The following is a 26127-nucleotide window of genomic DNA, read 5'->3' as shown; positions in this document are numbered from 1 at the left end:
GCGGCGGCCTCTCCATCATTGCTTGATCGACGACAGCTAAGCCTCGGACGACATCGCCGCCTCGCGCAGGCCGTGCGCATCCCCGGTGGCGCCATTGAAGACCAGATTGAGCAGCACGGCGGCAATCGACGCCAGCAGGATGCCGGAATCGACCAGCGGGCCGATAGCCTTGGGCAGCCAGATGTGGAAATCGGGCGCCACCACCGGGATCATGCCGAAGCCGAGCGCAATCGCCACGATGAACAGGTTGTTGCGGTTGCCCTTGAAGTCGACGGCAGACAGGATGCGGATGCCGGTGGCCGCAACCATACCGAACATGACGATGCCGGCGCCGCCAAGCACGACGGTCGGCACGGCTTCCACCAGCGCGCCCATTTTCGGGATCAGCCCCAGCACCACCATGATGACGCCGCCGGCGACGCAGACGAAACGGCTGCGAATGCCGGTGACGCCCACCAGCCCGACATTCTGCGAGAAGCTGGTATAGGGGAAGGTGTTGAAGACGCCGCCCAGCACGGTGCCGAGGCCGTCCATGCGCAGCCCCGCGGACAGCGATTCGGGCGTGATCTTCTTGCCTGTCATTTCGCCCAGGGCCAGGAACATGCCCGTGGATTCGATCAGCACCACGATCATCACCAGCACCATGGTGAGGATGAGAACCGGGTCGAAGATCGGCATGCCGAAATGGAAGGGCATGATGGGCGCGAACCAGGCGGCGTTGGCCACCTTCTCGAAATGCATCATGCCGAGCAGGCCGGCGATGATGCCGCCGGCGATGATGCCGATCAGCACCGCCACATTGGACAGGAAGCCCTTGCCGAACCGCGCCACGCTGACGACGATGGCAAGCACCACCAGCGACAGGACGATGTTGGACACCGGGGCGTAGGCCGCGTTCGGCACGGTAGGGGCAAGCGCCAGCCCCGCGGGAACGGCCGGGACGGCCCCGCCCTCCGCGCCGGCCGCATCGGCGACAGCCTTCAGCCATGCGGCATGCTCGGGATTGACGAGCTTCGGAGCGGTCGGCCCCACCGGCATGCCGAAGATCCAGTTGATGCCGATCTTCATGATCGACACGCCAATGACGAGGATGATGGTGCCCGTGACCACCGGCGGGAACAGCCGCAGCATGCGGCTGACGAACGGTGCGATGAGGATTGTTATGATGCCCGCGCCGATGATGGCGCCGAAGATCATGCGCGCGCCCTCCTGGCCCGGATTGGCGACCGCCATGGAAACCATCGGGCCGACGGCGGCGAAGGTCACGCCCATCATGACCGGCAGCTTGATGCCGAACCACGGCGTGGCGCCGAACGATTGCAGGATCGAGACGATACCGCAGACGAAGAGGTCGGCCGAGATCAGGAATGCGACGTCCGCAGGCTCCAGTTGCAGCGCCCTGCCCACGATCAGGGGCACCGCGATGGCGCCGGCATACATGACGAGCACATGCTGGAGACCGAGCGTGAACAGGCGCGGCGCCGGCAGCATCTCGTCGACGGGATGCGTCGATGCTGTTGACATGTTGTCCTCCCTTTGCGCAACAGTCCGGAAGCGGGTTCCATAGACTGCCGCGATGGTGCAGGATCGCAACGATCGGGCAAAGAGACCATCAAGAACTGTTTGAAATAATCGCGAGAATTTCATGAAGATCGCCACCTGGAACATCAACGGCGTGCGCGCCCGCATCGGCAATCTCACCCATTGGCTGCGGGAGAGCGCGCCGGACATCGTGTGCCTTCAGGAGATCAAGACCGTCGACGACCAGTTCCCCAAGGCCGAGATCGAGGCGCTCGGCTATAACGTCGAAACCCATGGCCAGAAAGGCTTCAACGGCGTGGCGCTGCTTTCCAGGCTGCCGTTCGACGAGGTCAATCGCGGCCTGCCGGGCGACGATGCGGACGAGCAGGCCCGCTTCATCGAAGGCGTGTTCTCGACGCCGAAGGGGGCGCTGCGCGTCGTCTCGCTTTACCTGCCCAACGGCAACCTGATCGATGATCCGGTGAAGTTTCCCTACAAGCTTTCATGGATGGACCGGCTGGAAGCCTGGGCGCGCGAGCGACTGGCGCTTGAGGAGGCGCTGGTGCTGGCCGGCGACTACAACGTGATTCCAGAGCCCATCGACGCAAAGAACCCCCAGGCCTGGGTGAACGACGCCCTGTTCCAGCCGCAGACCCGGCAGGCCTTCCGGCGGCTGAAGAACCTCGGCTTCACCGAGGCGGTCCGCGCCGTCACCGACAAGGCGGACGTCTATACGTTCTGGGATTATCAGGGCGGCGCCTGGCAGAAGAACAACGGCATCCGCATCGACCATTTGCTGCTGTCGCCCGAAGCCGCCGACAGGCTGGGCTCGGCCTCGATCGAGAAGCACGTGCGGTCGTGGGAAAAGCCGTCCGATCACGTGCCGGTTGCGGTCGAACTGGAGCTTGAGGCGGCGTAACCCGCGTCAACGCGGCTTGCCGGCTGGATTTCAACCCGGCAGGAATGACGGCAGCATAGAGCAGAAAGCTACTGGTTGATGCCCTTGGCCAGCATGTCGTCGGCCAGCGCTATGGCGGTGCGGCGGTCAGCCTCGGCCGCCAGCGCGAAGGCTTCTTCCTGCATGCCGCGTATCCAGCCCTGGTCGGGCGGCTGCGCACGTTCCAGCGCGGCGGTCATCATGGCAAGGCCACGCACCACCTTGCCGCTGTGGAACAAAAGGTTGCCGAGCGTCGCCTGCGCGCCGGCATGGCCCTTCTCCGCTGCGAGTTGCAGCCAGCGGCCGGCCTGCTTGGCACTGGCCTTCATGCCGCCCTCGCCGGTCAGGAACATCTTGCCCATTTCATACTGGGCGTTCGGATTGCGGTAGTTGGCGGCGGCCCGCATGAAATATTCCTGCGCGGCCACCGGATCGGGCTGCACGGGCGTGCCGGGTATGCCCGTCTTCAGATAGTCGCCCAGCGCCACCAGCGCATCGGACACGTAGCTCTCTTCCGGAGAGCCCGGTTCGACATCCTGCGCCGCGATCTCGCTGAAGAACTTGTAGGCCTCGTAGTCGTTGCGGGTGACGCCGTCGCCCTCGGCATACATGCGCGCCAGTTTCCAGGTGGCGCCGATCTGGCCGTTCTCGGCCGCATAGCGATAGGCTTCGACAGCCTGCTCCTTGTGTCCGCTCTGATAAGCGGAAAAGCCGAAGCGGAACACAGCGAAGGGGTTGGATTTCGGCTTCACGCCGGTCTTGTCGTCAAAGACATTGTCATCGAAGGCAAGGGCGCGGTCCGTCGCCGACAAGGCCGCACAGGCCATCACCGCCCAGACGAGACAGGAGCGCAGCCGCCGCGCCATATTTCCCGAGGAGCCGGCCGCGCCTTGCGCCGAGAACGGGCGCGCACGAACGGTCCCTTCCCTTGCGGGAAGCACCATAGAACCTGAGCGGGAAATAGCCGGGACTTCCATACTCTTCCTTGCGCCTGCCACACCGCCGGCACACACTCTTCGATCGCGCATGACGACAAGGTGCAGCCGATATTCCAGCGGACCCCGTTCTTATGTCTTGCCGCTTTTGCCGGGGCCCTAATGAAGTGCTCCGGGTTTATGGCGGGAAGTAGGCGGTTCTCGCTGCGGCAGGCCTAGCACAGGGGAAGTTGAACGACTGTTGCAGATTCACCACAAACTCGACACGTCCCTAATCCTTGGTGAAGAGCGGGGGCATGCCGGAGTTGTGAAACAGAATCCGGAAAGGCGCTTAAGCGATTGAAGACAAAAGAAAAGCCCGGCGATTGCCGGGCTTGAAATTCTGGTCTTGCCTTCTACCACTTCGTTTTGAACGAAACCTGACCGGCATAAGAAACGTCACCATCAACTGTATAGCCGAATGAATGTCCAGGACCCACGCCGCCGCTTCCGAGAGCAGCTTGGGGCACGGTCCTTCCTGTCAGATAGCTTACGGCCCCGCCAAAGCGAAGCTCACCGCCCAGCACATCGGTCAGGGAAACACCGCCAGCCAGGATGTACGTATCGGTCAGCGCATCTTCGGTCGTGGAAACCCCACGGTCCCATGTCAGGCTGACGAAACCCGAAATGCTGTCGGTGAATTTGTGGCCAATGCCGCCCGTAACGGTCCAACCATCGCGAAAGAAGTATTCCTTGCGATTGTCCCCTCCACCAACAGTCGGAGGAGCAACAATTGTGTAGTCGAGGGTTTGCAGCACGCTCCAGTCCGTCCACTTGACGGACGCGAATGCCAGCCAACCCGGCGCAATGCCGGTCTGAACCTTCAGCTCCAGACTTTGGGGCAATGTTCCGGTGCCGAACGTGTCAAACGTGACTGGGAATGCGGCCGAGGACCATGTACCGTCCGGCTTGTGCTTGACCTCGGAGCGGTACAGGACCTGAGCGCGCAACGCATACTCCGGGATTTCATAGGCTGCACCAATACGATAGCCTGCCCTATAGTCGTCCTTGAAACCAAGCGTTGCCGGAGCAGCACCTCCTAGAAGAACTGTCTCCGAATAGGTGAAGTCTTCGGCAAACACGCCCCCCAAAACCCACAAATTACCGGGACCCACATTGAACTTGTAGCCGCAAGTCAGACCAAATTCGTTGGTCGAGAATTTTGTGGCCATGGTTCCTTTGCGACCGGCAGTAAAAGTAAGCTCCGCCTGTATGGCTTGAGGTCCATAGACGGAAGAAGCTCCGAACGGCGTCGTGTAGGTGCCAGCGCACGACATATCGTCCGTGATATTGAACTTGATGGCAGCGGACGGGATAACATAGTGCTCGGTGTATTTTCCGTCCGTTCCCTTTACCGAGACACCCGGAGCAATGTTAACGGTATCATAGCCGCGCTGCGGAGCCACGAAGGTCGCTCCTGTGCGCATGTTGAAGTTGCCCTGCTCGAACAGGATATCCGTGTCCGCCGTGCCGCGCGAGAACCCGCCGGCCTGCGCCGCGGCCGTGCCAAGAAGAGAAAGCGCGGTTGCTGCCGCAAGCGCCGCCAAACCCTTTTTATTCATGAATTCCTCTCCCCGAAAATTCGTGGTTGCTAGCTAGAACCAATTCGAAGTGGCGATGCAACATCGATGTTCATGGCGTACAAGTACGGCTTTTCGACACGATCCCGAACAGACTTAACGACATCTTCGAGAACGGCCGAAACTGGCCAATTTTGGCCCCGCCAATCTTAAATTCCGGATAAATCCGACCGTCCAAAGGGAAAAACGCCCCCTTTTCGACCCGGATTTGCCCGATTGTTACATTCCGGCAACAACGGGTCCAAATCTTCCGTTTACGTCAATTCTTACGTTACGGGAGACAGCCACAAAGCAGGATGACGGTGCGTGAGGCAGCGCATCCCTGCGTGCCCGAATTGCCCGGCGAAAAACGATGCGGCCCGAGGACGATCCAGTCCTCAGGCCGCATTCATTTCCGGTAAAAGTCGCTGGAGCAGCGGGCGTTCTGACGAACGCTGCTCCAGCTTGGTTTCCTTGGCCGCATTTATGCAACGCCAGACGATTCCGTCCGGCTGCAAAATGCTCTATCCGGCGGAACGCACCCGTTCGAGCGCCACGCCAAGCCGTTGCTGGGTTTCCTCGAACTCGGCCAGTTTCTCGCGCTCGGCCGTCACAACCTCTTCCGGCGCGTTGGCGACGAACTTTTCGTTCGACAGCTTCTTGGCCAGGCGCGCGATCTCCTGCGTCACCTTGGCGACCTCCTTCTGGAGGCGGGCGGCCTCGGCCTTGAGGTCGACCAGTTCGCCCAGCGGCAGGCAGACCGTAGCCTCGCCCAGCACCATCTGAGCGGAGCCCTTCGGGGCCGCATCGGCCAGCGAGATGTCGCCGACGCGGGCCAGCCGGCGGATGGCCGTCTCATGGCGGGCCAGCCGCTCACGCGTGGTCTCGTTGGCGTCCACCACGACCAGCGGCGCGATCGCCGCCGGCGGCACGTTCATTTCCGAACGCACCGAGCGGATGCCGGACACGAGATCGACCAGCCAGTTGATATCGGCCGCGGCCTCCGCATCCTCGAATTCAGGGGCCGGCCAGGTCGCGTGGCACAGCAGCGTCGACCGCTCACGGCCCTCGCCAGCCGTCTGCGCCCACAGCTCCTCGGTCATGAACGGCATCATCGGGTGCAGGAGCTTGTAGATCTCATCCAGCACGAAGGCGAAACAGGCACGGCTTTCGGCCTTGGCAGCCTCGTCGTCGCCCATGAACACCGGCTTCAAAAGCTCGACATACCAGTCGCAGACGAGGTTCCACACGAAGCGATAGGCCGCCCCCGCCGCCTCGTTGAAGCGATAGGTGGCGATGCCCTCGGTTACGGCGCGCGCCGCACGCGTCAGCTCGGTCAGGATCCAGCGGTTGACAGCCAGCTTGGCGTCGCCCAGCCAGAAATCGTCGTCGCGCGCCACGCCGTTCATCTGGGCGAAGCGCGTGGCGTTCCAAAGCTTGGTGCCGAAATTGCGGTAACCGGCAATGCGGGCCGGGTCGAGCTTCACGTCGCGGCCCTGGGCGGCCATGATGGCCAGCGTGAAGCGCAGCGCATCGGCGCCGTATTCGTCGATCAGTTCCAGCGGATCGATGACGTTGCCCTTGGATTTCGACATCTTGGCGCCGTGCTTGTCGCGCACCAGCGCATGCACATAGACGGTGTGGAAGGGCTCCTCGTCCATGAAGTGCAGGCCCATCATCATCATGCGAGCCACCCAGAAGAAGATGATGTCGAAGCCGGTCACCAGCACGTCGGTCTGGTAGTAGGTCTTCAGTTCGGGCGTCTGGTCCGGCCAACCGAGCGTCGAGAACGGCCACAGGGCCGAGGAGAACCACGTATCGAGAACGTCCTCGTCACGGGTGAGAATCTCGCCCGGCTCGAAATTCTCCAGCCGTTCCTCGACCCAGGCCTTCCAGGGGCCTTCCTGGGCCAGATAATACTGGACGGCGGCGTCCAACGCCTCCTGCTCCGTCTTCTCCACGAAGACATGTCCATCCGGGCCATACCAGGCCGGAATCTGATGGCCCCACCAGAGCTGGCGCGAGATCGTCCAGGGCTGGATGTTCTCCATCCAGTCGAAATAGGTCTTTTCCCAGTTCTTCGGCACGAAATTGGTGCGCCCCTCGCGCACCGAGGCGATGGCCGGCTTCGCCAGTTCGGCGGCATTCACATACCACTGGTCGGTGAGGAAGGGCTCGATCGGCACGCCGCCGCGATCGCCGTGCGGCACCGTGTGCCGGTGCGGCTCGATCCTGGCGAGGAACCCGCCCTCCTCCATGATCTTCACGATCAGCTTGCGCGCCTCGAAACGGTCGAGGCCGTGGAGCTGGTCCCACACGCCCTCGCGCGCCGGCGTCACCTCGACGCCTTCGAGGAAATCCTCATTGTCCTTGATGTTGATGGCCGCCTCGACGGTCAGCACATTGATGGCAGGCAGCTTGTGGCGCTTGCCGACCTCGAAGTCGTTGAAGTCGTGCGCAGGCGTGATCTTGACCGCGCCCGTGCCCTTCTCCGGGTCCGAATATTCGTCGGCGACGACCGGAATGGAGCGCCCGACGATCGGCAGCACGACCTTGCGCCCGACCAGCTTCCTGAAGCGCTCGTCATCCGGGTGAACGGCGACGCCGGTATCGCCCAGCATGGTCTCGGGGCGCGTGGTGGCGACGGTAACGTAGGTATCCGGATTCTCGGGATCGTAGGTGACGCCCTCGACCGGATAGCGGAAGTGCCACAGATGGCCGTCCATCTCCTTCTGCTCGACCTCGAGGTCGGAAATGGCGGTCAGCAGCGCCGGATCCCAGTTCACAAGGCGCTTGTCCTTGTAGATCAGCCCTTCCTTGTAGAGCGTGACGAAGACCTCCAGCACCGCCTTCGAGAGGCCCTCGTCCATGGTGAAGCGCTCGCGCGACCAGTCGCAGGAGGCGCCGAGGCGCTTCAACTGGTTGAAGATGGCGCCGCCGGATTCGGCCTTCCATTCCCAAACCTTGTCGATGAATTCCTCGCGGCTGAGGTCGCGGCGGTGGATCTGCTTTTCCATAAGCCGGCGCTCGACCACCATCTGCGTGGCGATGCCGGCATGATCCATGCCCGGCTGCCACAGCACGTTCTTGCCCCGCATGCGCTCGAAACGCACCAGAATGTCCTGCAGCGTGTTGTTGAGCGCATGGCCCATATGCAGGGAGCCGGTGACATTGGGCGGCGGAATGACGATGGCGAAGGCTTCCGCGCCATCCTCCGCACCGGCGCCGGCCCGGAAAGCATCCGCCTCGTCCCAGGTTTTGGCTATTCTCGGCTCGACGGTCTTCGCGTCGTAGGTTTTTTCAAGCATGGAGTGAGGTCCGGACTGTCGGGATTCGTCATCACGGTAAATCGGATGGGCCGCGCCAAGTCAACCGCGACGCCGCTCCATCGCGCTTGACCACCTGCGCCGTGATCGTCTAGCGTCCAGCCGCTGCTGTAGGGCGCATCGGCTTCGGGCCGGAGGGGCATTGCCCGCCTACGACATCTTCAACCGATATGCGCCATGCCAAACCTCGAACACGCCCGAAAGCAGGCCAAGCTTCATCTGAAGTGGCACCGTGAAGGCCATTATCCAGTGGCGGCGGCAATCCGCGCGCTGTTGCCACGCTTCCACGGCCTGAGCGACCGGCAGATCCTCGACAGCGAATTCAAGCTTGCCGACGCGCAGGAACTGGTTGCCCGCAAGGCGGGGTCCGAAAACTGGGAAGCGCTCAAAAAAGGAACCCTGACCATGAGCACCCCGATCCCCCAAGAGAAGGAGCCGCTTCTCGCCCTGGCCGAACCGCAGCTATTTGTCGCCGACATTAGCCGTGCCTGCGATTTCTACACCGGCAAGCTCGGTTCAGCATCCGCTTCACCTATGGGGAGCCGCCGTTCTATGCGCAGGTTTTCCGTGATGGCGCGCGCCTCAACCTGCGTTGTGTCGACAAGCCGGTGATGGACGGCGACCGGGTCAGGCAGGAACATCTGGTCGGGGCGACCATCGTGCTCGACCACGGCATCAAGCAACTGTTCCTGACCTATCAAGCCGCCGGCGTATCCTTCTTCCAGCCGCTCAAGACAGAAGCCTGGGGCGCACGCACCTTCATCGTCACCGATCCGGACGGAAACCTCATCTGCTTCGCGGCAGATGAAAACAGCGGCTGACGCGCGTTTCAGGCGACTCAAGGCTCGGCGATCAACGCCCGCAGAACCGGCACCAGCGCCAATGGCAGGTCCTCTGCGATCAGGCCCGGCCCGAAATGGCTGCCTGCCTCGGCATGCATCCACACCGCCGCGCAGGCCGCCTCGAAGGCCGGCATGCCCTGCGCCAGCAGTCCGGCGACAAGCCCCGCCAGCACATCGCCCGAGCCGGCGGTCGCCAGCCACGGCGCGCCGTTGGCGTTGATGGCTGCACGGCCGTCCGGCGCGGCGATCACCGTGTCCGGCCCCTTGGCAATGACGATGCCATGGCAGCGGGCCGCCGCCTTCCGCGCCCTCTCCGGCTTGGACAGGACCTCATCGGTCGCCAGATCGGGGAACAGGCGGGCGAACTCGCCGTCATGCGGGGTCAGCACCAGCGCCGGCCCATCCTTTGGAGCCGCCGCCGCAAACAACAGGTCCGGCTGCTGGCGAAAGGCCGTGAGGCCGTCGGCATCCAGCACCAGCCCTTCCACGCCGCCCTGCGCGCCCAGCACGGCCAGCGCGAAATCGCGTGCCTTTTCGCCCACCCCGAAGCCGGGGCCGAGCACCAGCGCCGACGGGCGGCGCTCGGCAAGGAAAGCCTCAAGCTCGGCCGTGTCGTCGATCTTGCGCAGCATGATCGAGGTGAGATGCGCGGCATTGACCATGAGCGCATTGGCCGGCGACAGCACGGTGACCGCCCCTGCCCCGCTGCGCGCCGCCGCAAGCGCCGACAGACGCGCGGCACCGGTAGAGGCTGGTCCGCCGGAAAAGACGCCGACATGGCCGCGCCGATATTTGTGGGTGTCGACATCCGGCACGGGCAACGCCGTCAGCCAGAGCGCCGGGCCGTTCTCGAACGTCCTGACCTGCAACCCGCCTATGACAGCATCGCCGATGCCGATATCGGCCACCACCACCTCACCGCAGTGGCCCCGCCCCGGCATCAGCAGGTGACCGGGCTTTTTGCGCGCGAAGGTGACGGTCAGTTCAGCATAAAAGGCAGGGCCTGTCGCCCGCCCGCTGTCGCCCGAGATGCCGGAAGGCAGATCGACGGCAACCACCGGCAGACCGAGCCCCGCGACGCGTTCGACCGCGCGCGCGGCCTCTCCGTCCAGCGGTTTGGACAGGCCTGCCCCGTAAAGCGCATCGACCACGATCGAACCGGGAGCAGCCGAAAAATCGGCCAGCGGCAGCGGCTCCAGCGGACATTCGGCGGCGGCAATGGCCGCGTCGCTTCCCGCCCGGGGTGGACCGGACGCCCAGAGCGACACCGCCGCGCCGCTTTCGGCCAGCAACCGCGCGACGACATAGCCGTCGCCGCCATTGTTGCCGGGCCCGCACAGCACGTGCACCGGCCCGGCCGCCGGGTAGCGCGCAAGCACCTCCCGCGCGATGGCCGCGCCGGCATTATGCATCAGCCCGATGCCGTCGAAGGGGCCGGCCTCGATCGCCCTTTTGTCGGCCTCCCCCATTTCGGCGGGCGAAAGGAGTTCTATGCGCATCGGGTGATTTTCTCCCAGATTTCGACGTTCAGCGCGAGCGCATACAGCATAAAGCATAAACGCAACCCGGGACGATGGGTGCGCAGGTGCAGAGCTGCGCGCAAAATAACCAGGCTGCCTAAATTTTATGCAAGGACTGGCTGGACATTGCCGCCGGCCTGCCTTCCACTGGCTGCCGCCTGACCTTGCCACCCCTGTCGCACTGGCGGAAATCACGATGAGTCCCGCTCCCTGTCGGAATTGGCACGGATCATGCTTGATGTTGCGCGAGCGGGGTTTCGCGCCCCTTTGCATTGGAGGTCCAGTTCATGAAGAAGATCGAAGCGATCATAAAGCCGTTCAAGCTCGACGAGGTGAAGGAGGCCCTTCAGGAAGCCGGCCTGCAAGGCATCACCGTCATCGAGGCCAAGGGCTTCGGTCGCCAGAAAGGCCACACCGAGCTTTACCGGGGCGCCGAATATGTCGTCGACTTCCTGCCCAAGGTGAAGATCGAGCTCGTGCTGGGCGACGACGCGGTGGAAACCGCGGTCGAGGCGATCCGCAAGGCCGCCCAGACCGGGCGCATCGGCGACGGCAAGATCTTCGTCTCCAATATCGAGGAAGTCGTCCGCATCCGCACCGGCGAGACCGGCACCGACGCCATCTGATTTCTCCCTCCAATCCTTCTCTCCCAAACGCAAGGAAAGCCTGAAAATGACCACAGCCGCCGACATCATGAGGCAGATCAAGGACAACGACGTGAAGTTCGTCGATCTGCGCTTCACCGATCCGAAGGGCAAGCTGCAGCACGTGACCATGGACATCGCCGAGGTCGAGGAAGACATGTTCGCCGACGGTGTCATGTTCGACGGCTCGTCCATCGCCGGCTGGAAGGCGATCAACGAGTCCGACATGGTGCTGATGCCCGATCCGGAGACGGTGCACATGGACCCGTTCTTCGCCCAGTCGACCATGGTCATCCTGTGCGACATCCTCGATCCGGTGTCCGGCGAATCCTACAATCGCGACCCGCGCGGCATCGCCAAGAAGGCCGAGGCCTACATGAAGGCCGAAGGCATCGGCGACACCATCTATGTCGGTCCGGAAGCCGAGTTCTTCGTTTTCGACGACGTCAAGTACAAGGCCGATCCCTACAACACCGGTTTCAAGCTCGACTCGACCGAACTGCCGTCCAACGACGACACCGACTACGAGACCGGCAATCTCGGCCACCGTCCGCGCGTCAAGGGCGGCTACTTCCCCGTGCCGCCGATCGATTCGTGCCAGGACATGCGCTCCGAGATGCTCACCGTGCTCACCGAAATGGGTGTGCGCGTCGAAAAGCACCACCATGAGGTGGCCGCGGCCCAGCACGAGCTCGGCATCAAGTTCGACACGCTGGTACGCAACGCCGACAAGATGCTGATCTACAAGTATGTCGTGCATCAGGTCGCCAATGCCTACGGCAAGACGGCCACCTTCATGCCGAAGCCGATCTTCGGCGACAACGGCTCGGGCATGCACGTCCACATGTCGATCTGGAAGGACGGCAAGCCGACCTTCGCCGGCAATGAATATGCCGGCCTGTCGGAGAGCTGCCTCTACTTCATCGGCGGCGTCATCAAGCACGCCAAGGCCATCAACGCCTTCACCAATCCGCTGACCAATTCCTACAAGCGGCTGGTGCCGGGCTACGAGGCACCGGTGCTGCTGGCCTATTCGGCCCGCAACCGCTCGGCTTCCTGCCGCATCCCGTTCGGCTCCTCGCCGAAGTCGAAGCGCCTGGAGGTCCGCTTCCCCGATCCGGGCGCGAACCCCTACCTCGCCTTCGCCGCGCTGCTGATGGCCGGTCTCGACGGCATCAAGAACAAGATCCATCCCGGCCAGCCGATGGACAAGGACCTGTACGACCTGCCGCCGAAGGAACTGAAGAAGATCCCGACCGTCTCGGGCTCGCTGCGCGAGGCGCTGCAGAACCTCGACAAGGACCGCGCCTTCCTGAAGGCCGGCGGCGTGTTCGACGACGACCAGATCGATTCCTTCATCGAACTGAAGATGGCCGAGGTGATGCGTTTCGAGATGACGCCGCATCCGATCGAGTACGATATGTACTACTCGGTGTGAGCGATCGGAACCGACTCCAGGCAAGGCCCCGCACGATGTGCGGGGCTTTTTTCCAGCCTTCGCGCCCGTTCCTGCCGCCACCGGCCATTCTTTTTTCGATTGCAGCCATCATCCGCAGATTGTTTGTCGGATATGTCTTGGCATTCGCGGCAGGATCGACTAGATGAGCCCCGCGCCTGCTGCTTTGCGGCGGCACGGCGTACAGGCAACCTTTGGTCAGGGATGCCGAAACGGCCTGGCCGTTGTTCGATGGGAAGTGTGCACTCCCGACCAGCACGGCGAAACCGGCCGATGCCTGCACACAAGACGGAGAGGTGGCCGAGTGGTTGAAGGCGCACGCCTGGAACGCGTGTATAGGGGCAACTCTATCGAGGGTTCGAATCCCTCTCTCTCCGCCATATACATTTGATTTCATTTACTTTTTCCGCCTTCGCCAAAGCTGCCGCACTGGCAAACCCAATGACCCCCTCAATTCCAACACAATCGGCATCTACAAAGGCGAACATCAGCCGGCTGCGGCTTGGAACGTCCTGCGAGATGCGTGGTGAGGTTCGGGCAAGCGGTTGCTGTATTTGATCCGATCGAACCGCGTTGACCATGAATGTACCGGCAGCGCGTTGACATCTCGGAAGTCGAAGGAAAGCGGGCTCAAGCCCGCTTTTTTGTTGGCTGCCCTGCGAAAGCGGAACTCCTTGGCCGATTTCGAGTTTTGCGGTGAAAGGAGAGCCAGTATGATTCGACTGCTTACACTCGCCGGCCTCGCGTGGCTGGCCTGCCGTGTCTTCCAGGAAAACACCCACCGTGAGCCAGCGGCTCTCATCCCCTCCCCGGGCCGCATGCGGCGCCAGGTCGCTGCGGCCAAGCTGCGGTCCGCCGCCGAGGGTCGGTAAAGTCAACCTTCCGGTCCATCATCAGATACATCAAGAACACAACCAGTGATTGCGTAAATCACTGGAACAATTCATTGAATCTCGCGTTGCCTAAAACCACCCCGCTGCAGGGCCTGCCGACGAGATGAAATGGAGCCGGAAATGGTTGACAGCACCGAAGAGATGAGCGGCGCCGAAATGGAGCAGATAAAGATCATATTCAATACGCTTTATCTGTGCATAGGCTATGCACTCAGGCATGTGGAGAACCGCGAGGGCGCCGAGGCTGCTTCCGATCTGAAAAACAACATGCTGGAGTCGCTTAAGAGCGGCGACATCAACATGGCTCTGCTGGAAGAAACAAAGACTTTCGATCTGGTCGTTTCCAAGATCGAAGAACTGACCTGGGCCGACGCCTAGGTGACGATCCCGCGTCCGGGCCCTGCTTCTTTCAATGCGGCGCGCTCATCGCTCCGGGCCGGCCGGTCCAGCTCACGCCTGAAAAATCCCTCGCCCACGCTGGCCTTGGCCGTCGAATCTGTCGTCGGTTGGATGCCTTGCCAATGTTCTTGTTTTGTTCTATAATTTGTCGCTATGCAAATGGCATTCGACTTCGGTGCTGTCGGGGATATGACGTGGATACGGGACCGGCTGAGGGCCCGCTTCGGCTCTCCCGCCCCGATCCCGGCCAGAGCCCCTATCGACCAACTCGTCAGATCATCGATCAGCGGGCGGACGTATGACCATATATCGTGGGGTGCCTATCGGCGGCTCGTCGAAACCTATCCCGCATGGTCCGGGCTCGCGAGGGCAACACGCGGCGACATCGAGACAACCATTGGCGATGTGACGTTTCCAGACGTCAAGGCCCGGCAGCTTCATGCCACGATCAACATCATAGCCGCGAGTCAGCCGGATTTCGACCTGACGTTCCTCGGCAAGCTGGACGTCGAAACTGCGCTTGCGTGGCTCGAGCGTTTGCCGGGTGTCGGGCGCAAGGTCTCGGCATCCACGCTCAATTTCAGCACATTGCAAATGCCGGCGTTCGTCGTCGACTCCCACGTTTTAAAGGTAATGGGCCGGTTCGGGTTCGTTCGATCCAAGCCGGAGACGAAAACCACCTACGAGGTGGCGATGGCGATCATGAGCGACTGGAGCGCCGGCGACCTGGTGGAACTCCACATATTGATGAAACATCTGGGCCAGACCCTCTGTCATAAGCATCGCCCGTGCTGTCGGGATTGCCCGATCAACGAGCGATGCCACGCGTCTCCTGTGCGTTCGCAACGTCACGACCTCCATTGAGGTACGGCCATCCTGCTGGTCCATGGCAGCCGGCGCGAAACCGCGAAGGAGCCGCCGACTATTTCTTCGCCCGTCTGGCCTGATTGAACTTCACCGCCGCGCGAACGAGGTCCTGAAGCGCGGTTTCGTCGATCTCATCGCCTTCGAAAAGATCGATGGCCCGCCATACCTTGCCGCCCAGGCCGGCATTGAAGAGGCCCTTTGGGTCAGGCAGGCTGGCCCCATGCGCGAAGGTCAGCTTCACCTTGTCCTTGTGGGCGTTGCCGACCAGAAGATTGCCGTCGCGGGACCATACCGGGCTGCCCTTCCACTTCCATTCCTCGACAATGCCGGGATTGGCACCCAGAATGGCCTTGCGCACCGTGGCCAGCGTCGTGCCGCGCCAATCCTGCAGGCCGGCGATCAATTGGTCGATCTGCTCGGATGCATTCATCACGTCCTGTCCATCATTCGGGCTTCGCTTTGAAGTTCGGCGCAACCTCGCGCCGGCCCGGATCATAGAGCCGATAGTCCGGCAGGTCAGGCGTGAATTTTCGGCTTCGATATTCCTCTCCCGTCAGATTGCCAGATATTCGTTGCGAAGCTCCTCGCTTTCGAGAAGCTCCCTGGCCGCGCCGGCAAAGACCAGCTCGCCGGTATCGAGGATGACGGCGCGGTCGGCCAGCCGCAGCGCCGCGACCGCGTTCTGCTCGACGATGATGGTGGTGATGCCGCGCTCCTTGATGCCGTAGACGATGCGCTCGATCTCCTGCACGATGACCGGCGCCAGTCCCTCATAGGGCTCGTCCAGCAGGAGAAGCTTCACCTCCCGCGCCAGCGCGCGGGCCACGGCCAGCATCTGCTGCTCGCCGCCGGACAGGGTGACGGCCTCCTGCCTGCGCCGCTCCGCCAGCCGCGGGAAATGCTCGTAAAGCTCCTCCACCGACATGCCGTGCCCCGGCGCCACCTGTGCCAGTATGAGGTTTTCCTCCACGGTCATGCCGGGGATGATGCGCCGGTCCTCCGGCACGAGCTGGATGCCGGCGCGCGAGGCCTGCCAGGACTTCATGGCGTGGAGCGGCTGGCCCTCCAGCCATATTTCGCCCGAACGCAATTGCGGATCGTCCATGCGGGCGATGGTGCGCAAGGTGGAGGTCTTGCCGGCGCCGTTGCGGCCGAGGAGTGCCAGGATCTCGCCCTTCTTCACGTCGAGCGTGACGCCCTGTACGATATAGCTTTCGCCATAATAGGCATGGATGTCCCGCACGGCGAAGAAAGCCTTGGACGGATCGGCCTCGGTGGCGGCCGAAATCGCTTCCCGTTTCATGGTCATGACGTTCATTGCACGCTCCCGCCGAGATAGGCTTCCTGCACGCGCGGGTCTTCCTTGATCTCCTGCGGAAGGCCCGACGCGATGATGCGCCCCTGCGCCAGAACCGAAATGCGGTCGGCCAGCGAAAAGACGACATGCATGTCGTGCTCAATGATGACCTTGGTCATGCCGCTGGACTTGATCTTGCGCAGCAGTTCGATCGTGCTGTTGGTGTCGTGCCGGCTCATGCCGGCCGTCGGCTCGTCGAGCAACAGGAGGCGCGGGCGCTGGATGAGGCACATTGCCAGTTCCAGCCGCCGCTTGTCGCCGCGCGACAGGGCGCCGGCATGGTCCTCGCGGCGGCCGTGCAGGCCGATGTCGTTGAGGATGTCCTCGGCCTCCTCCCGGATCCCGCGCTCGGACTCGACGCTGCGCAGCATGTTGATGCGGAAGGCCCCGTCACGCCGGGCAAAGGCCGGCGCCATGACGTTGTGCAGCACCGGCAGGTCGGGGAAGATTTCCGGCGTCTGGAACACCCGCGAGATGCCGAGCTGGTTGATCTCGTAGGGTGCCTTGCCGGTCAGCACGGTGCCGTCGAACACGACCGCGCCGCTCGACGGCGGAATGCGGCCGATGATGACGTTGAGCAGCGTCGACTTGCCGGCCCCGTTGGGTCCGATGATGGCATGCGTCTTGCCCTCCTCGACCTGAAGGTCGATGTCGGACAGGGCGCGCAGGCCGCCGAAGTTCTTGTGAACGTCGGCCGCGTGCAGGATGATGTTGGAGGGTGTGTGGTTCATCGCGCCTTCCTCCTATTCCGCCGGCTGGGTCGAGCCGACGCCGTCGCGTGCGTCTTTTCGTCGTTTCAGGCGCGCCACGAAGCGATTGAAGCCTTCGACCAGGCCGCCCGGCAGGAAGACCACGATCAGCACGAACATCAGGCCGAGCGTCAGGTGCCAGCCCTCGCCTACGAATTTCGACAGTACCGTCACCACGAAGCCCTGCACGCCGTCGGGCAGGAAGGAGAAGAAGTTGTTGAGCATGTTGGTGTTGATGGCCGAGAAGATGTTCTCGAAATATTTGATCAGCCAGGCACCGATGACCGGTCCGAACAGGGTTCCGACGCCGCCCAATATGGTCATCAGCACGACATTGCCGGACTCCGTCCACTTCATGCGCTCGGCCCCCGCCAGCGGGTCGGTGATCGACAGAAGGGCGCCGGCCAGCCCGGCGAACATGCCCGAGATGACGAAGGCCGCCAGCGTATAGGGCCGGGTGTTGAAACCGGTATAGTTCATGCGCGTCTGGTTCGACTTGATGCCGCGCAGCGCCATGCCGAAGGGCGAGGCGAAGATCTTCTGCGACACGTAGAAGGCGAGGATCAGCACCACGGCGCACAGATAGAAGCCCATGTAGCCGCTGACCGAACTGCCGAGCAGCGTGGGCTGCGGCAGGCCGGCGATATTGGCCTGCGCCCCGAAAATGGCGTCGATGTAGCGCGGATCGTTGCGCGCCAGCAGCAGGCCGGTCTCGCCATTGGTGATGGGCGTCAGCACCGAATAGGCCAGGCTGTAGCTCATCTGGGCGAAAGCGAGGGTGAGGATGGAGAAATAGATGCCGGTGCGGCGCAGGCTGAAATAGCCGATCAGCAGCGCGAACAGGCCGCTGACGATGACTGCGAAGACCATGGCCGGCATGATGTCCATGGTCAGCAGCTTGAACGACCACACCGTGGTGTAGGAGCCGACGCCGAGGAAGGCGGCATGGCCGAAGGACAGGTAGCCGGTGAGGCCGAACAGGATGTTGAAGCCGATGGCGAAGATCGCATAGATCGCGAACTTCTGCATGAGGCCGGGATAGGCGGCGCCGAAGGGCGCCAGCCAGATCGGCATGGCCAGCACCACGGCAGCGAAGACTGCCAGTGCTGCGAGGTCCTTGCGAGAAAGCGAGAACATGGCGGATCAGCTCTCCATGATTCCGCGCCGTCCCATCAGGCCGCGCGGGCGCACGAGCAGGATGACGACTGCGACGAGGTAGATGATGACCTGGTCGATGCCGGGAATGAGGGATTTCACCTCGGTCATCGATGCGAAGGATTGCAGGATGCCGAGCAGGAAGCCGGCGGCCACCGCCCCGGGCAGCGAGCCCATGCCGCCGACCACGACGACGACGAAGCTCAGCACCAGGAAATCCATGCCAAGATGGTAGTTGGGCGCCAGAAGCGGCGTGTACATGACGCCGGCCACGCCCGCCACCACGGCCGCCAGGCCGAAGACGATGGTGAAGCGGCGGTCGATGTCGATGCCCATCAGCCCGACGGTCTCGCGGTCGGACATGCCGGCGCGCACCACCATGCCGAAGGTGGTGAATTGCAGGAAGGCGAAGACGCCGCCGATGACCAGCGCCGAGAACAGCAGATAGATCATACGCCACCACGGATAGGTCAGCACATGCGGCGCCATGCCGAACCAGGCGCCGATGTCGGCCGCGCCGCGCAGGTCGCTCGGGATCGGCTGCGGGACGGGATTGGCGCCGAAGAAGCTCTTGACGATCTCCTGCAGGACGATGGCCAGGCCGAAGGTGACGAGGATCTGCTCGGCGTGGGTGCGCTTGTAGAAATGCTTGATGATGCCGCGTTCCATGGCGATGCCGATGAACAGCATCACCGGGATGGCGAGCAGGATCGAGATCGGCACCGAATAGTCGACCAGAACGGCACCGAAATCGCCGAACCAGTTCTGCACCAGCGGCGTGCGCACCTCCACCGGCGCGCCCCACGGCGACAGCTTTTCCGGATCGATGGTCACCGTTTCCAGGGTGATGAGATAGCGGAAGGTGACGGCGCAGAAGCAGCCGAGCATGAACAGCGCGCCATGGGCGAAATTCACGACGCCAAGCGTGCCGAAAACCAGTGTGAGGCCAAGGGCGATCAGCGCATAGGCGCCGCCCTTGTCCAGCCCGTTGAGCAACTGGGCCAAGAACACGTTCATCTAAGTAATCCTTCGGTGCGAGACGGTGCGCATTGCGAACGCCCGGGAGGAGGACGGCGCGGTCCCACGCCCCGCCGGCATGATGCAGGCGGGGCATGGGCCGGTATCGCCGTCAGCACTCGTTGGGTTCGTAAGGGCCCAGTTCCCCGCCGAAGACCGAGGCCTCGTAGGTGACGTCCTCGCGCGTCGTCTTGCCGATCACGTTGAGCACGTCGAACCGGCTCGACGGGTTCTCGTTGCCGCGCACGACCAGAACTTCCTTGAAGCACTGGTGGTCGGTGTCACGATAAAGCGTCGGCCCGTTGCCCATGCCGTCGAACTCGAAGCCTTCGAGCGCCTTGATGACTTCCGGCGGGTAGAAGGTGCCGGCCCGCTCCACCGCGTCGGCATAGAGAATGGCCTGCACATAGCCGGTGTGGGCCGACTGCGACGGCGGCGCGCCATAGGCCTCGCCATAGGATTTGGTGAAGGCCTTGGTGCCCTCGTCATCCAACGACCATTGCCAGTTGGATGTGCCGATGATGCCCTTCACCGCCTCGCCCGCGCCAACCGCCATCAGTTCGGAGAACATCGGCACGACGATCTCGAAATTCTTGCCGTTGGCCTGCCGGTCGCGCAGGCCGAACTGCACCGCCTGCGGCAGCGAGTTGACCATGTCATGGCCGTAGTGGTTGAGGATGAGCACGTCGGCGCCCGAATTCAGCACCGGGGTGAGGTATTGCGAATAGTCGCCGAGGCCGAGCGGGGTGCGGACCGTGGCCACCGTCTCCCAGCCGAGCGCCTCGGTGGCGTTCTTGATCGATTCCTCCTGCGTCCAGCCCCAGGTGTAGTCGGCGGTCAAATGATAGGCGCGCCGGTCGGTGCCGTATTCCTTGGCCAGGAACGGCGCGATGGCGACGCCGGACTGGTAGGCATTGAAGAAATGCCGGAAGCCGTAGCGGCGCTTGTCCTTGCCGGTGGTGTCGTTGGAGTGCGTCAGGCCGGACATGTAGATGACGCCCATTTCCTGGCACAGGCTCTGCTGGGCGATCGCCTCGCCGGAGGTGACCGAGCCGGTGACCATGATGGCCCTGTCGCGCTCGATCATGCGGCGGGCGCCGTCGCGGGCGGCGTCGGTGTTGGTCTGGGTATCGCCGGTCACATATTCGACCTTGCGGCCGAGCACGCCATTGCCCTTCAGCGCAAGCGGCTTGAGCGTCTTGAGCATGCCGCCGTCGCCCTCGCCGTTGATATGCTTGACGGCCAGCTCGTAGGCCTTGAGCTGCTCCAGCCCCTCCTCGGCGTAGGAGCCGGTCTGCGGCACGTTGAAGCCGAACACGATCTTGCCGCTGGTCGGGTCGTTGCAGAAATTCTGGGCCCATGCGCCCTTGGTGAAAATATGCGGCGTGCCGAGCGCCACGATGCCGGCGCCAGCGCCCTTCAGCAGGCTGCGCCTGTTGGTCCGAAAATTAGCCATTTCATCTCCTCCACGCGTCCGAATGTTCGGCTTCGCGCGAAGAGACTGTCACAGTTTGTTATATTCTCAATAAGTATTTGACATTAAATATGTTTTTTGTCAAAAATTGGAAATCAGTAAATTCACTTTAGTAAAGAATTTACAATGGCGAATAGCAGGATCCCAATCGGGGTGCGCATAAGGCGCAGGCGCCTGGAGGCCGGCCTGTCACAGGTGGCGCTGGCGCGCACGCTGGGGATTTCGGCCAGCTATCTCAATCTGATCGAGAACAACAAGCGCAGCATCGGTGGCAAGCTGCTGCTGCGCATCGGCGAGCGGCTGGGCATCGACCTAGAGCATCTGTCGGGCGAAAGCGAGGCGCGCAACATCGCGGCCATCGGCGAATTGATCGCCGATCCGCTGATGAGCGGCATCGAGATCGAACCACAGTCGATCCGCGATCTTGTCGCCCGCTTTCCGGAAGCGGCGGCCGCGCTGGCCCGCCTGCACCGGGCCTATGCCGATGCGAACATGGAGATCGAGGTGCTCCAGCACCGGCTGAAATCCGACCCGCTGCTATCCCAGCTCCTGCATGAGATCCTCAACCGCATCGCCGGCATCAAGTCCGGCGCCGAGATCCTGGCCGACATTCCCGATCTCACCGATGACGAGCGCAGGCGCTTCATCGCCACCATCAACACGGAAGCGCACGATCTGGTGCCGACGACGCAGAGCCTCGTCGCCTATTTCGACCAGACCTCGGCGCGCCAGCGGCCGGTCTCGCCGATCCGGGAGGTCGACGAAGCGCTCATCGTCCACAACAACCATTTCCCGCAACTGGAGACGGTTGCCGAGGCGCTGCGCCGCGAGCTTGCCGAAACGGACGCGATCGAGGAAGACGGGCTTGCCGCGGCCCTGGAAAGCCGCTTCGGCATCGCCTGCCGCATCGGCGGCGAGTCGCCTCCGGCCACCGCGGATAAGCCCGGGCTTGTCTTTTCGGACAGCATGCCCCGCCCCGCGCGCATCTTCCGCATGCTTCGCACCTACGCCTCGAAAGCGGCCGCCGACAGCCTGGCGGACACCATGGCAAGGCTTGAGCTGTCGACCGAGGAGGCCAGGGGGCTCGCCCTGCGCGCCCTCTCCTCCTATGTCGCCGGGGCCGTGATGATGCCCTATGACGATTTCCTCGGCATGGCCGAGGAGCGCCGCTACGACGTCGAACTGCTGAGCTCGCTGGCCGGGGTCAGCTTCGAGCAGGCCGCGCACCGGCTGGTGACGCTTCGCCGCAAGGGGCGCGAGGGCCTGCCCTTCGGCTTCCTGCGCGCCGACCGCTCCGGCCGGCTGACCAAGCGCTTTCCCCTGCCCGGCCTGACCATTCCCGGCTTCGGCCATGGCTGCCTGCTGTGGCCGATCTACGACGCGTTCTCGACGGGCGGCGTGGTGCGGCAGGTGTCGCTCTTTCCCGGCGGCGGGCGCTTCCTGCTGGTGGCAAGGACCGTCTCCAAGCACGCCGCGCGCTTCGGGCAAAAGCCGCTGGTGTTTTCGATCATGCTGGCCTGCGACATCGTTCATGCCGACCGCACCGTCTATGGCGACGGGCTCGACCTCGGCGACAGGCCGGTCGAAGTCGGCCCCTCCTGCGTGCCCTGCCCGCGCCTTCAATGCAGCCACAGGCAGGAAATTCCGGTCTAGGCATTTCCATTTTTGCCGGGACTTGTCCCCCCCCCCCCCTCTCCCCGCAAGCGGGGAGAGGGGGAGGACGCCAGCGTTGCTAACCGTCCCAGCAAGGGGGATGAGAGGCGATCTCGTCTGGACCAGAATTGCTAAACCTGCTCGGCGACCGGGGCGCGCTGCGTTCCCTGCCACAGCGGCAGCACGATGCGGAAGCAGGCGCCCGGCAGCGTGCCGTGGGTCAGTTCCAACCGCCCGTTCAGCTTGCCGACGATCTTGTTGCTGATGTTGAGGCCAAGGCCCAGCCCTTGTGAATCGGGCGCTCCGTCCGGCTCCGCGCGCACGAACTTCTCGAAGATTTTCTTGTGGTAATCCGGCGGAATGCCGGAGCCGTTGTCGGAAATGTCGACGACATAGCCATCATCGGTCAGCCGCGACGATATGTGGACCACGGGCTCCTTCGCGTCGTTGTGCGAAATGGCGTTGGCGATGATGTTGATGAACACCTGGCTGAGCCTGCCGGTGTCGGCCAGCACGATGCAGCTTCCGGCCCGCGCCCCGCTTTCGATCGACACGAAGCGTTTGCGGGCCAATGCCTCGCAAACCGCGATGGCCTGATCGAGAACACCCTCGGCATCGACCGGCACGTTCTCCCAGTCGCGCTCCCCCTGCTCCAGCGCACTGAGATCGAGAATCTCGTCGAGCAGCTTGGTCAGCCGCACGCTCTCATTGTGGATGGTGGTGATGAAGCGCGCCCGCTGCTGGGGCGTCAGTTCCTCCGGCACCATCAGGATTTCGGCGAAGGACCGGATCGAGGTCATGGGCGTTCGCACTTCATGGCTGACCTGCGACAGGAATTCGTCCTTTTGCTGATGCAGCTCCTTCAGCAGCGCGTTGGCCTCCTTCAACTGCTGCGCCGTCGAGTGCAGCTCCTGCGACTTCACCTCCAGCGCATGCGAATATTCGATCGCCTGCTGGGTCTCGTCGGCGATCTGCATCATCTCTTCCAACGAGATCGCATCGCCGGCGATGGCCTTGGTGAGCAGGATATGGGCCGAGGCCGAGCCGATCGAACCGGCGAGTTCCCGCTCCAGCCGGGCGATGAAATCGGCCGAGACGCCCTGCTGCGGAGCGGTCTGCCGGTGCGGCACGCCGGCCGACGCGAACAGCGCCCGCGCCCGGCTCCACCCCAGAACCCGCTCGGCCACGAAGAACAGCTCGCTTGTGGTGGCCGAGCCCCGCAGGATGCGCGGCTGGAAGGAGGCGGAGCGCCGGAATACATCCACGAAAAGCGAGGCCTGGATGCGCTCCAGCGCGTTCTGGCTGGTCAGCGCCGAAACGCACAGCAACATCGAGATATTGGCCAGCATGCTCCAGAACACGGAGTGGACAAGCGGATCCATGCCTTCCATGCCGAACAGGGCCTCCGGCCGCAACGCCCGGATGCCCCACGGGCCGTTGGCCATCACATCGGCAATGACGGGGCTGAACGTGTCGAAGGACGGCAGGAACAGCGTCCAGGCCCAGACGACGAAGCCGGCCGATATGGCCGCCAGGGCGCCCCTCATCGTGGCCGTGCGCCAGTAGAGCGCCGCCAGCATTGCGGGCAGGAACTGGGCGACGCCGGCGAACGAAATCAGGCCGATGGGCGCCAGCGCATCCGAGCCCTGCGTCAGCCAGAAATAGAGGAAGCCGAGCAACAGCATGCCGGCAATCGAGATGCGGCGGCTGCGCAGCAGCAGCCGGGCGATGTCGCGCTCGCCGGCTTCCTCCCCCGGCGATGCGGCTCGCAGCGCCAGCGGCACGACGATATGGTTCGACACCATGATCGAGAGCGCGATCGAGGCGACGATGATCATCGAGGTGGCGCTGGAAAAGCCGCCGATGAAGGCGAACAGCGCCAGCGCGTCATGCCCGGTCCTCATCGGCAGGGTGAGCACGAACATGTCCGGGTTCGAGCCCGGCGGCATGGTCGAGAGCCCGTAGAGCGCGATCGGCAGGATGAACACGCTCATGGCCAGCATGTAGCAGGGGAAGGCCCAGCTTGCGGTGCGCAGATGGTCCTCGTTGGAGTTCTCCACCACCGTGATCTGGAACTGGCGCGGCAGGCAGATCACCGCGCAGGCGGAAAGGAACAGCACCGCCACCCAGCGGCTGCCGAAGGGCTCTGCCTCGTGGATGCGCACACCGGCCTCGACCGCGCGCGCATAGATGTCGGAAATGCCGTCGCTGACGCCGAAGACGACGAACACGCCGACTGCCACCAGCGCCAGAAGCTTCACCACCGCCTCGAAGGCGATGGCGGCCACAACGCCCGGATGCTGTTCACGCGCATCGACATTGCGGGTGCCGAACAGGATGGTGAACACGGCCATGCCGATGGCGACGCCGAGCGCCAGCGTCACCTCGTCCAGCGTCGCCAGATGGTCGGTCCCGGCACCCTTGGCGACCGACACGGTCTGGATGGAGGTGGTGATGGCCTTGAGCTGCAGCGCGATATAGGGGGCGATGGAGACCACCGCGATCAGCGTGACCAGCACCGCCAGCCGGCTCGACTTGCCGAAGCGCGAGGACAGGAAGTCGGCGATGGAGGTGATGTGCTGGCTGTGGGCGATGCGGATGAGCTTGCGCAGCAGGAACCACCAGCCGACGAAGACCAGCGTCGGCCCCATGTAGATTGCCGCGAACTCGAGGCCGCTGCGGGCGGCGGTGCCGACCGCCCCGTAGAAGGTCCAGCTCGTGCAATAGACGGAGATCGACAGCGTGTAGATGGCCGGCGACCTGAGGAAGCCGGCATTGCCGCTCTTGGCACGCGCATCGGACAGATAGGCGAGCAGGAACAGCAGCCCGACATAGCCGACCGCGGTCAGGATGACGAAATCCGGCGAAAGCATCATGTGTCACCGGGCGGATCGGCCGGCAACGGCGAGACATTCTCCGCCAATGCCTTCGGTGCCGCCTCGCGGAACTGGCGGCGGCGCGAAAGCAGGATCGCGCCGACGATGACCAGAAGCCAGACACCGAACAGGTAGAGCACTTCGACCGGCACGCCGAAGGGCATCCGCCTGCCTTCGAACAGGTTGAGCAGCGGCGGCATCAACAGGACGACGCCGAAGAACGGCACCAGAAGCGCGACGTCCTCGCGCTCCGACCGCTCCTCCTTCGAAGGCGTGGGCGAGCCGGGCGAGCTAGGCATGGGCAGCGGAACAGGGCTGGCTGTCGAGGATGCGGCGAACCGCATCCACCACCTCGCCATTCGCATAGGGCTTGGTGATGAAACCGTCCGCCTTCAGGTCCATCGCCGCCTGCCGGTCATATTGCTGGCCGCGCGCCGTGAGGATGACGACGGAGGTGGACGCGAACGCCTCGTTGGAGCGCAGCGCCTTCAGAACGTCGAGGCCACCACGCTTGGGCAGCATGATGTCGAGCAGGATCATGCGCGGCCGGAACCGCAGGGCCGCCTCCAGCGCCGCCTCGCCGTCGCGCGCGACACCGACGGACCAGCCGCACCGGGTGAGAATGAACTCGAGCGACTCCGATATGGCCTGTTCATCTTCGACAATGAGAATATCCCTCATCACAGCAGCCCCTCCCAAAGGCTGTGATCGGTACGGCCGCGCCTTCATCAGGACGGCCCTGCCGGACTTGCAAATATCCGGTCTTGTTCTTGTGCCCCCTATCCCAGTCCAAACGGCAGGGTAAATCAAGCCATCTAAAGTCGCAGACGCGCCGGAGCCTCCTTAAAGCGGGGCGCGGCCTTCCAGATTCACTGCCGGCAATCTTCAGCCCTGAAATGAAGAAAACA

Annotated in this window: 20 protein-coding genes, 1 tRNA gene and 1 pseudogene; 8 read left to right on the top strand and 14 right to left on the bottom strand. The window is 63.4% G+C overall.

The window, feature by feature from the left end; translation table 11 throughout:
* Positions 1-36: 36 nt before the first annotated feature.
* Positions 37-1524, bottom strand: coding sequence for a nucleobase:cation symporter-2 family protein (locus ACVCNR_RS16810; protein ID WP_354192529.1), 1488 nt, complete (start codon positions 1522-1524; stop codon positions 37-39).
* Between the two features lie 121 nt (positions 1525-1645).
* Between ACVCNR_RS16810 and xth the strand changes: the two genes are divergently transcribed.
* Positions 1646-2440: an exodeoxyribonuclease III gene (gene xth, locus ACVCNR_RS16805; RefSeq protein WP_447075568.1), complete on the top strand. Its 795-nt coding sequence runs from the start codon at positions 1646-1648 to the stop codon at positions 2438-2440.
* Between the two features lie 68 nt (positions 2441-2508).
* Here xth and ACVCNR_RS16800 read toward each other — a convergent pair whose 3' ends face one another.
* The 3 genes from ACVCNR_RS16800 to ACVCNR_RS16790 all read right to left on the bottom strand — a co-directional run bounded on the left by ACVCNR_RS16800 (position 2509) and on the right by ACVCNR_RS16790 (position 8299).
* On the bottom strand, positions 2509-3285 hold the full coding sequence (locus tag ACVCNR_RS16800) for a tetratricopeptide repeat protein (protein ID WP_447075724.1): 777 nt from the start codon (positions 3283-3285) through the stop codon (positions 2509-2511).
* Positions 3286-3788: 503 nt separating this feature from the next.
* Positions 3789-4994 (bottom strand): OmpP1/FadL family transporter, encoded by a 1206-nt coding sequence (locus ACVCNR_RS16795; RefSeq protein ID WP_447075567.1) that lies wholly within the window; start codon positions 4992-4994, stop codon positions 3789-3791.
* Positions 4995-5515: 521 nt separating this feature from the next.
* Positions 5516-8299, bottom strand: coding sequence for a valine--tRNA ligase (locus ACVCNR_RS16790; protein ID WP_447075566.1), 2784 nt, complete (start codon positions 8297-8299; stop codon positions 5516-5518).
* 195 nt (positions 8300-8494) lie between these two features.
* Between ACVCNR_RS16790 and ACVCNR_RS16785 the strand changes: the two are divergent.
* Positions 8495-9138 (top strand): annotated as a pseudogene (locus ACVCNR_RS16785) (VOC family protein).
* A 17-nt stretch (positions 9139-9155) separates the two neighbouring features.
* On the opposite strand, the gene ACVCNR_RS16780 reads toward ACVCNR_RS16785, so the two are convergent.
* Positions 9156-10658: an NAD(P)H-hydrate dehydratase gene (locus ACVCNR_RS16780; protein WP_354192535.1), complete on the bottom strand. Its 1503-nt coding sequence runs from the start codon at positions 10656-10658 to the stop codon at positions 9156-9158.
* A 308-nt stretch (positions 10659-10966) separates the two neighbouring features.
* On the opposite strand from ACVCNR_RS16780, the gene ACVCNR_RS16775 reads away from it, so the two are divergent.
* The 5 genes from ACVCNR_RS16775 (at position 10967) to ACVCNR_RS16755 (ending at position 14935) form a co-directional block, all read left to right on the top strand.
* Positions 10967-11305 (top strand): P-II family nitrogen regulator, encoded by a 339-nt coding sequence (locus ACVCNR_RS16775; protein ID WP_354192536.1) that lies wholly within the window; start codon positions 10967-10969, stop codon positions 11303-11305.
* Positions 11306-11351: 46 nt separating this feature from the next.
* A complete protein-coding gene (glnA, locus tag ACVCNR_RS16770) occupies positions 11352-12761 on the top strand; it encodes a type I glutamate--ammonia ligase (protein WP_354192537.1) in 1410 nt (469 codons plus the stop codon).
* Positions 12762-13069: 308 nt separating this feature from the next.
* Positions 13070-13159: transfer RNA gene (locus ACVCNR_RS16765), tRNA-Ser, on the top strand.
* Between the two features lie 633 nt (positions 13160-13792).
* Positions 13793-14050: a hypothetical protein gene (locus ACVCNR_RS16760; RefSeq protein WP_447075565.1), complete on the top strand. Its 258-nt coding sequence runs from the start codon at positions 13793-13795 to the stop codon at positions 14048-14050.
* A 180-nt stretch (positions 14051-14230) separates the two neighbouring features.
* Positions 14231-14935, top strand: a complete 705-nt coding sequence (locus tag ACVCNR_RS16755) for an endonuclease III domain-containing protein (protein WP_447075564.1) — start codon at positions 14231-14233, stop codon at positions 14933-14935.
* A 58-nt stretch (positions 14936-14993) separates the two neighbouring features.
* On the opposite strand, the gene ACVCNR_RS16750 is transcribed toward ACVCNR_RS16755, so the two are convergent.
* The 6 genes from ACVCNR_RS16750 to ACVCNR_RS16725 all read right to left on the bottom strand — a co-directional run bounded on the left by ACVCNR_RS16750 (position 14994) and on the right by ACVCNR_RS16725 (position 20672).
* Complete coding sequence (locus tag ACVCNR_RS16750; RefSeq protein ID WP_447075723.1) at positions 14994-15368, bottom strand: DUF1801 domain-containing protein; 375 nt, start codon at positions 15366-15368, stop codon at positions 14994-14996.
* A 123-nt stretch (positions 15369-15491) separates the two neighbouring features.
* A complete protein-coding gene (locus ACVCNR_RS16745; RefSeq protein ID WP_354193038.1) occupies positions 15492-16247 on the bottom strand; it encodes an ABC transporter ATP-binding protein in 756 nt (251 codons plus the stop codon).
* 5 nt (positions 16248-16252) lie between these two features.
* Positions 16253-17026, bottom strand: coding sequence for an ABC transporter ATP-binding protein (locus tag ACVCNR_RS16740; RefSeq protein WP_354192542.1), 774 nt, complete (start codon positions 17024-17026; stop codon positions 16253-16255).
* Between the two features lie 12 nt (positions 17027-17038).
* Positions 17039-18181 carry a branched-chain amino acid ABC transporter permease gene (locus ACVCNR_RS16735; protein ID WP_354192543.1) on the bottom strand — a complete coding sequence of 381 codons (1143 nt, stop codon included), beginning with the start codon at positions 18179-18181 and terminating at the stop codon, positions 17039-17041.
* 6 nt (positions 18182-18187) lie between these two features.
* Complete coding sequence (locus ACVCNR_RS16730) at positions 18188-19216, bottom strand: branched-chain amino acid ABC transporter permease (protein WP_354192544.1); 1029 nt, start codon at positions 19214-19216, stop codon at positions 18188-18190.
* Positions 19217-19328: 112 nt separating this feature from the next.
* Complete coding sequence (locus ACVCNR_RS16725; protein WP_354192545.1) at positions 19329-20672, bottom strand: substrate-binding protein; 1344 nt, start codon at positions 20670-20672, stop codon at positions 19329-19331.
* 144 nt (positions 20673-20816) lie between these two features.
* On the opposite strand from ACVCNR_RS16725, the gene ACVCNR_RS16720 reads away from it, so the two are divergent.
* Entirely contained in the window at positions 20817-22343 is a 1527-nt protein-coding gene (locus ACVCNR_RS16720) for a helix-turn-helix domain-containing protein (protein WP_447075562.1), read from the top strand.
* Between the two features lie 131 nt (positions 22344-22474).
* On the opposite strand, the gene ACVCNR_RS16715 is transcribed toward ACVCNR_RS16720, so the two are convergent.
* Genes ACVCNR_RS16715 through ACVCNR_RS16705 form a run of 3 tightly spaced genes read right to left on the bottom strand, consistent with a single transcriptional unit; the run spans position 22475 to position 25900 of the window.
* Complete coding sequence (locus ACVCNR_RS16715; protein ID WP_447075561.1) at positions 22475-25219, bottom strand: ATP-binding protein; 2745 nt, start codon at positions 25217-25219, stop codon at positions 22475-22477.
* Complete coding sequence (locus tag ACVCNR_RS16710) at positions 25216-25518, bottom strand: hypothetical protein (RefSeq protein ID WP_447075560.1); 303 nt, start codon at positions 25516-25518, stop codon at positions 25216-25218. Before ACVCNR_RS16710 ends, ACVCNR_RS16715 begins: the two co-directional genes overlap by 4 nt.
* Positions 25511-25900, bottom strand: coding sequence for a response regulator transcription factor (locus ACVCNR_RS16705; RefSeq protein WP_447075559.1), 390 nt, complete (start codon positions 25898-25900; stop codon positions 25511-25513). Before ACVCNR_RS16705 ends, ACVCNR_RS16710 begins: the two co-directional genes overlap by 8 nt.
* Positions 25901-26127: the final 227 nt, after the last annotated feature.

Source organism: Aquamicrobium terrae, from assembly GCF_052978165.1.
Note: the sequence above shows the minus strand (reverse complement) of the source record. Positions and strands in the feature narration are given on the sequence as shown.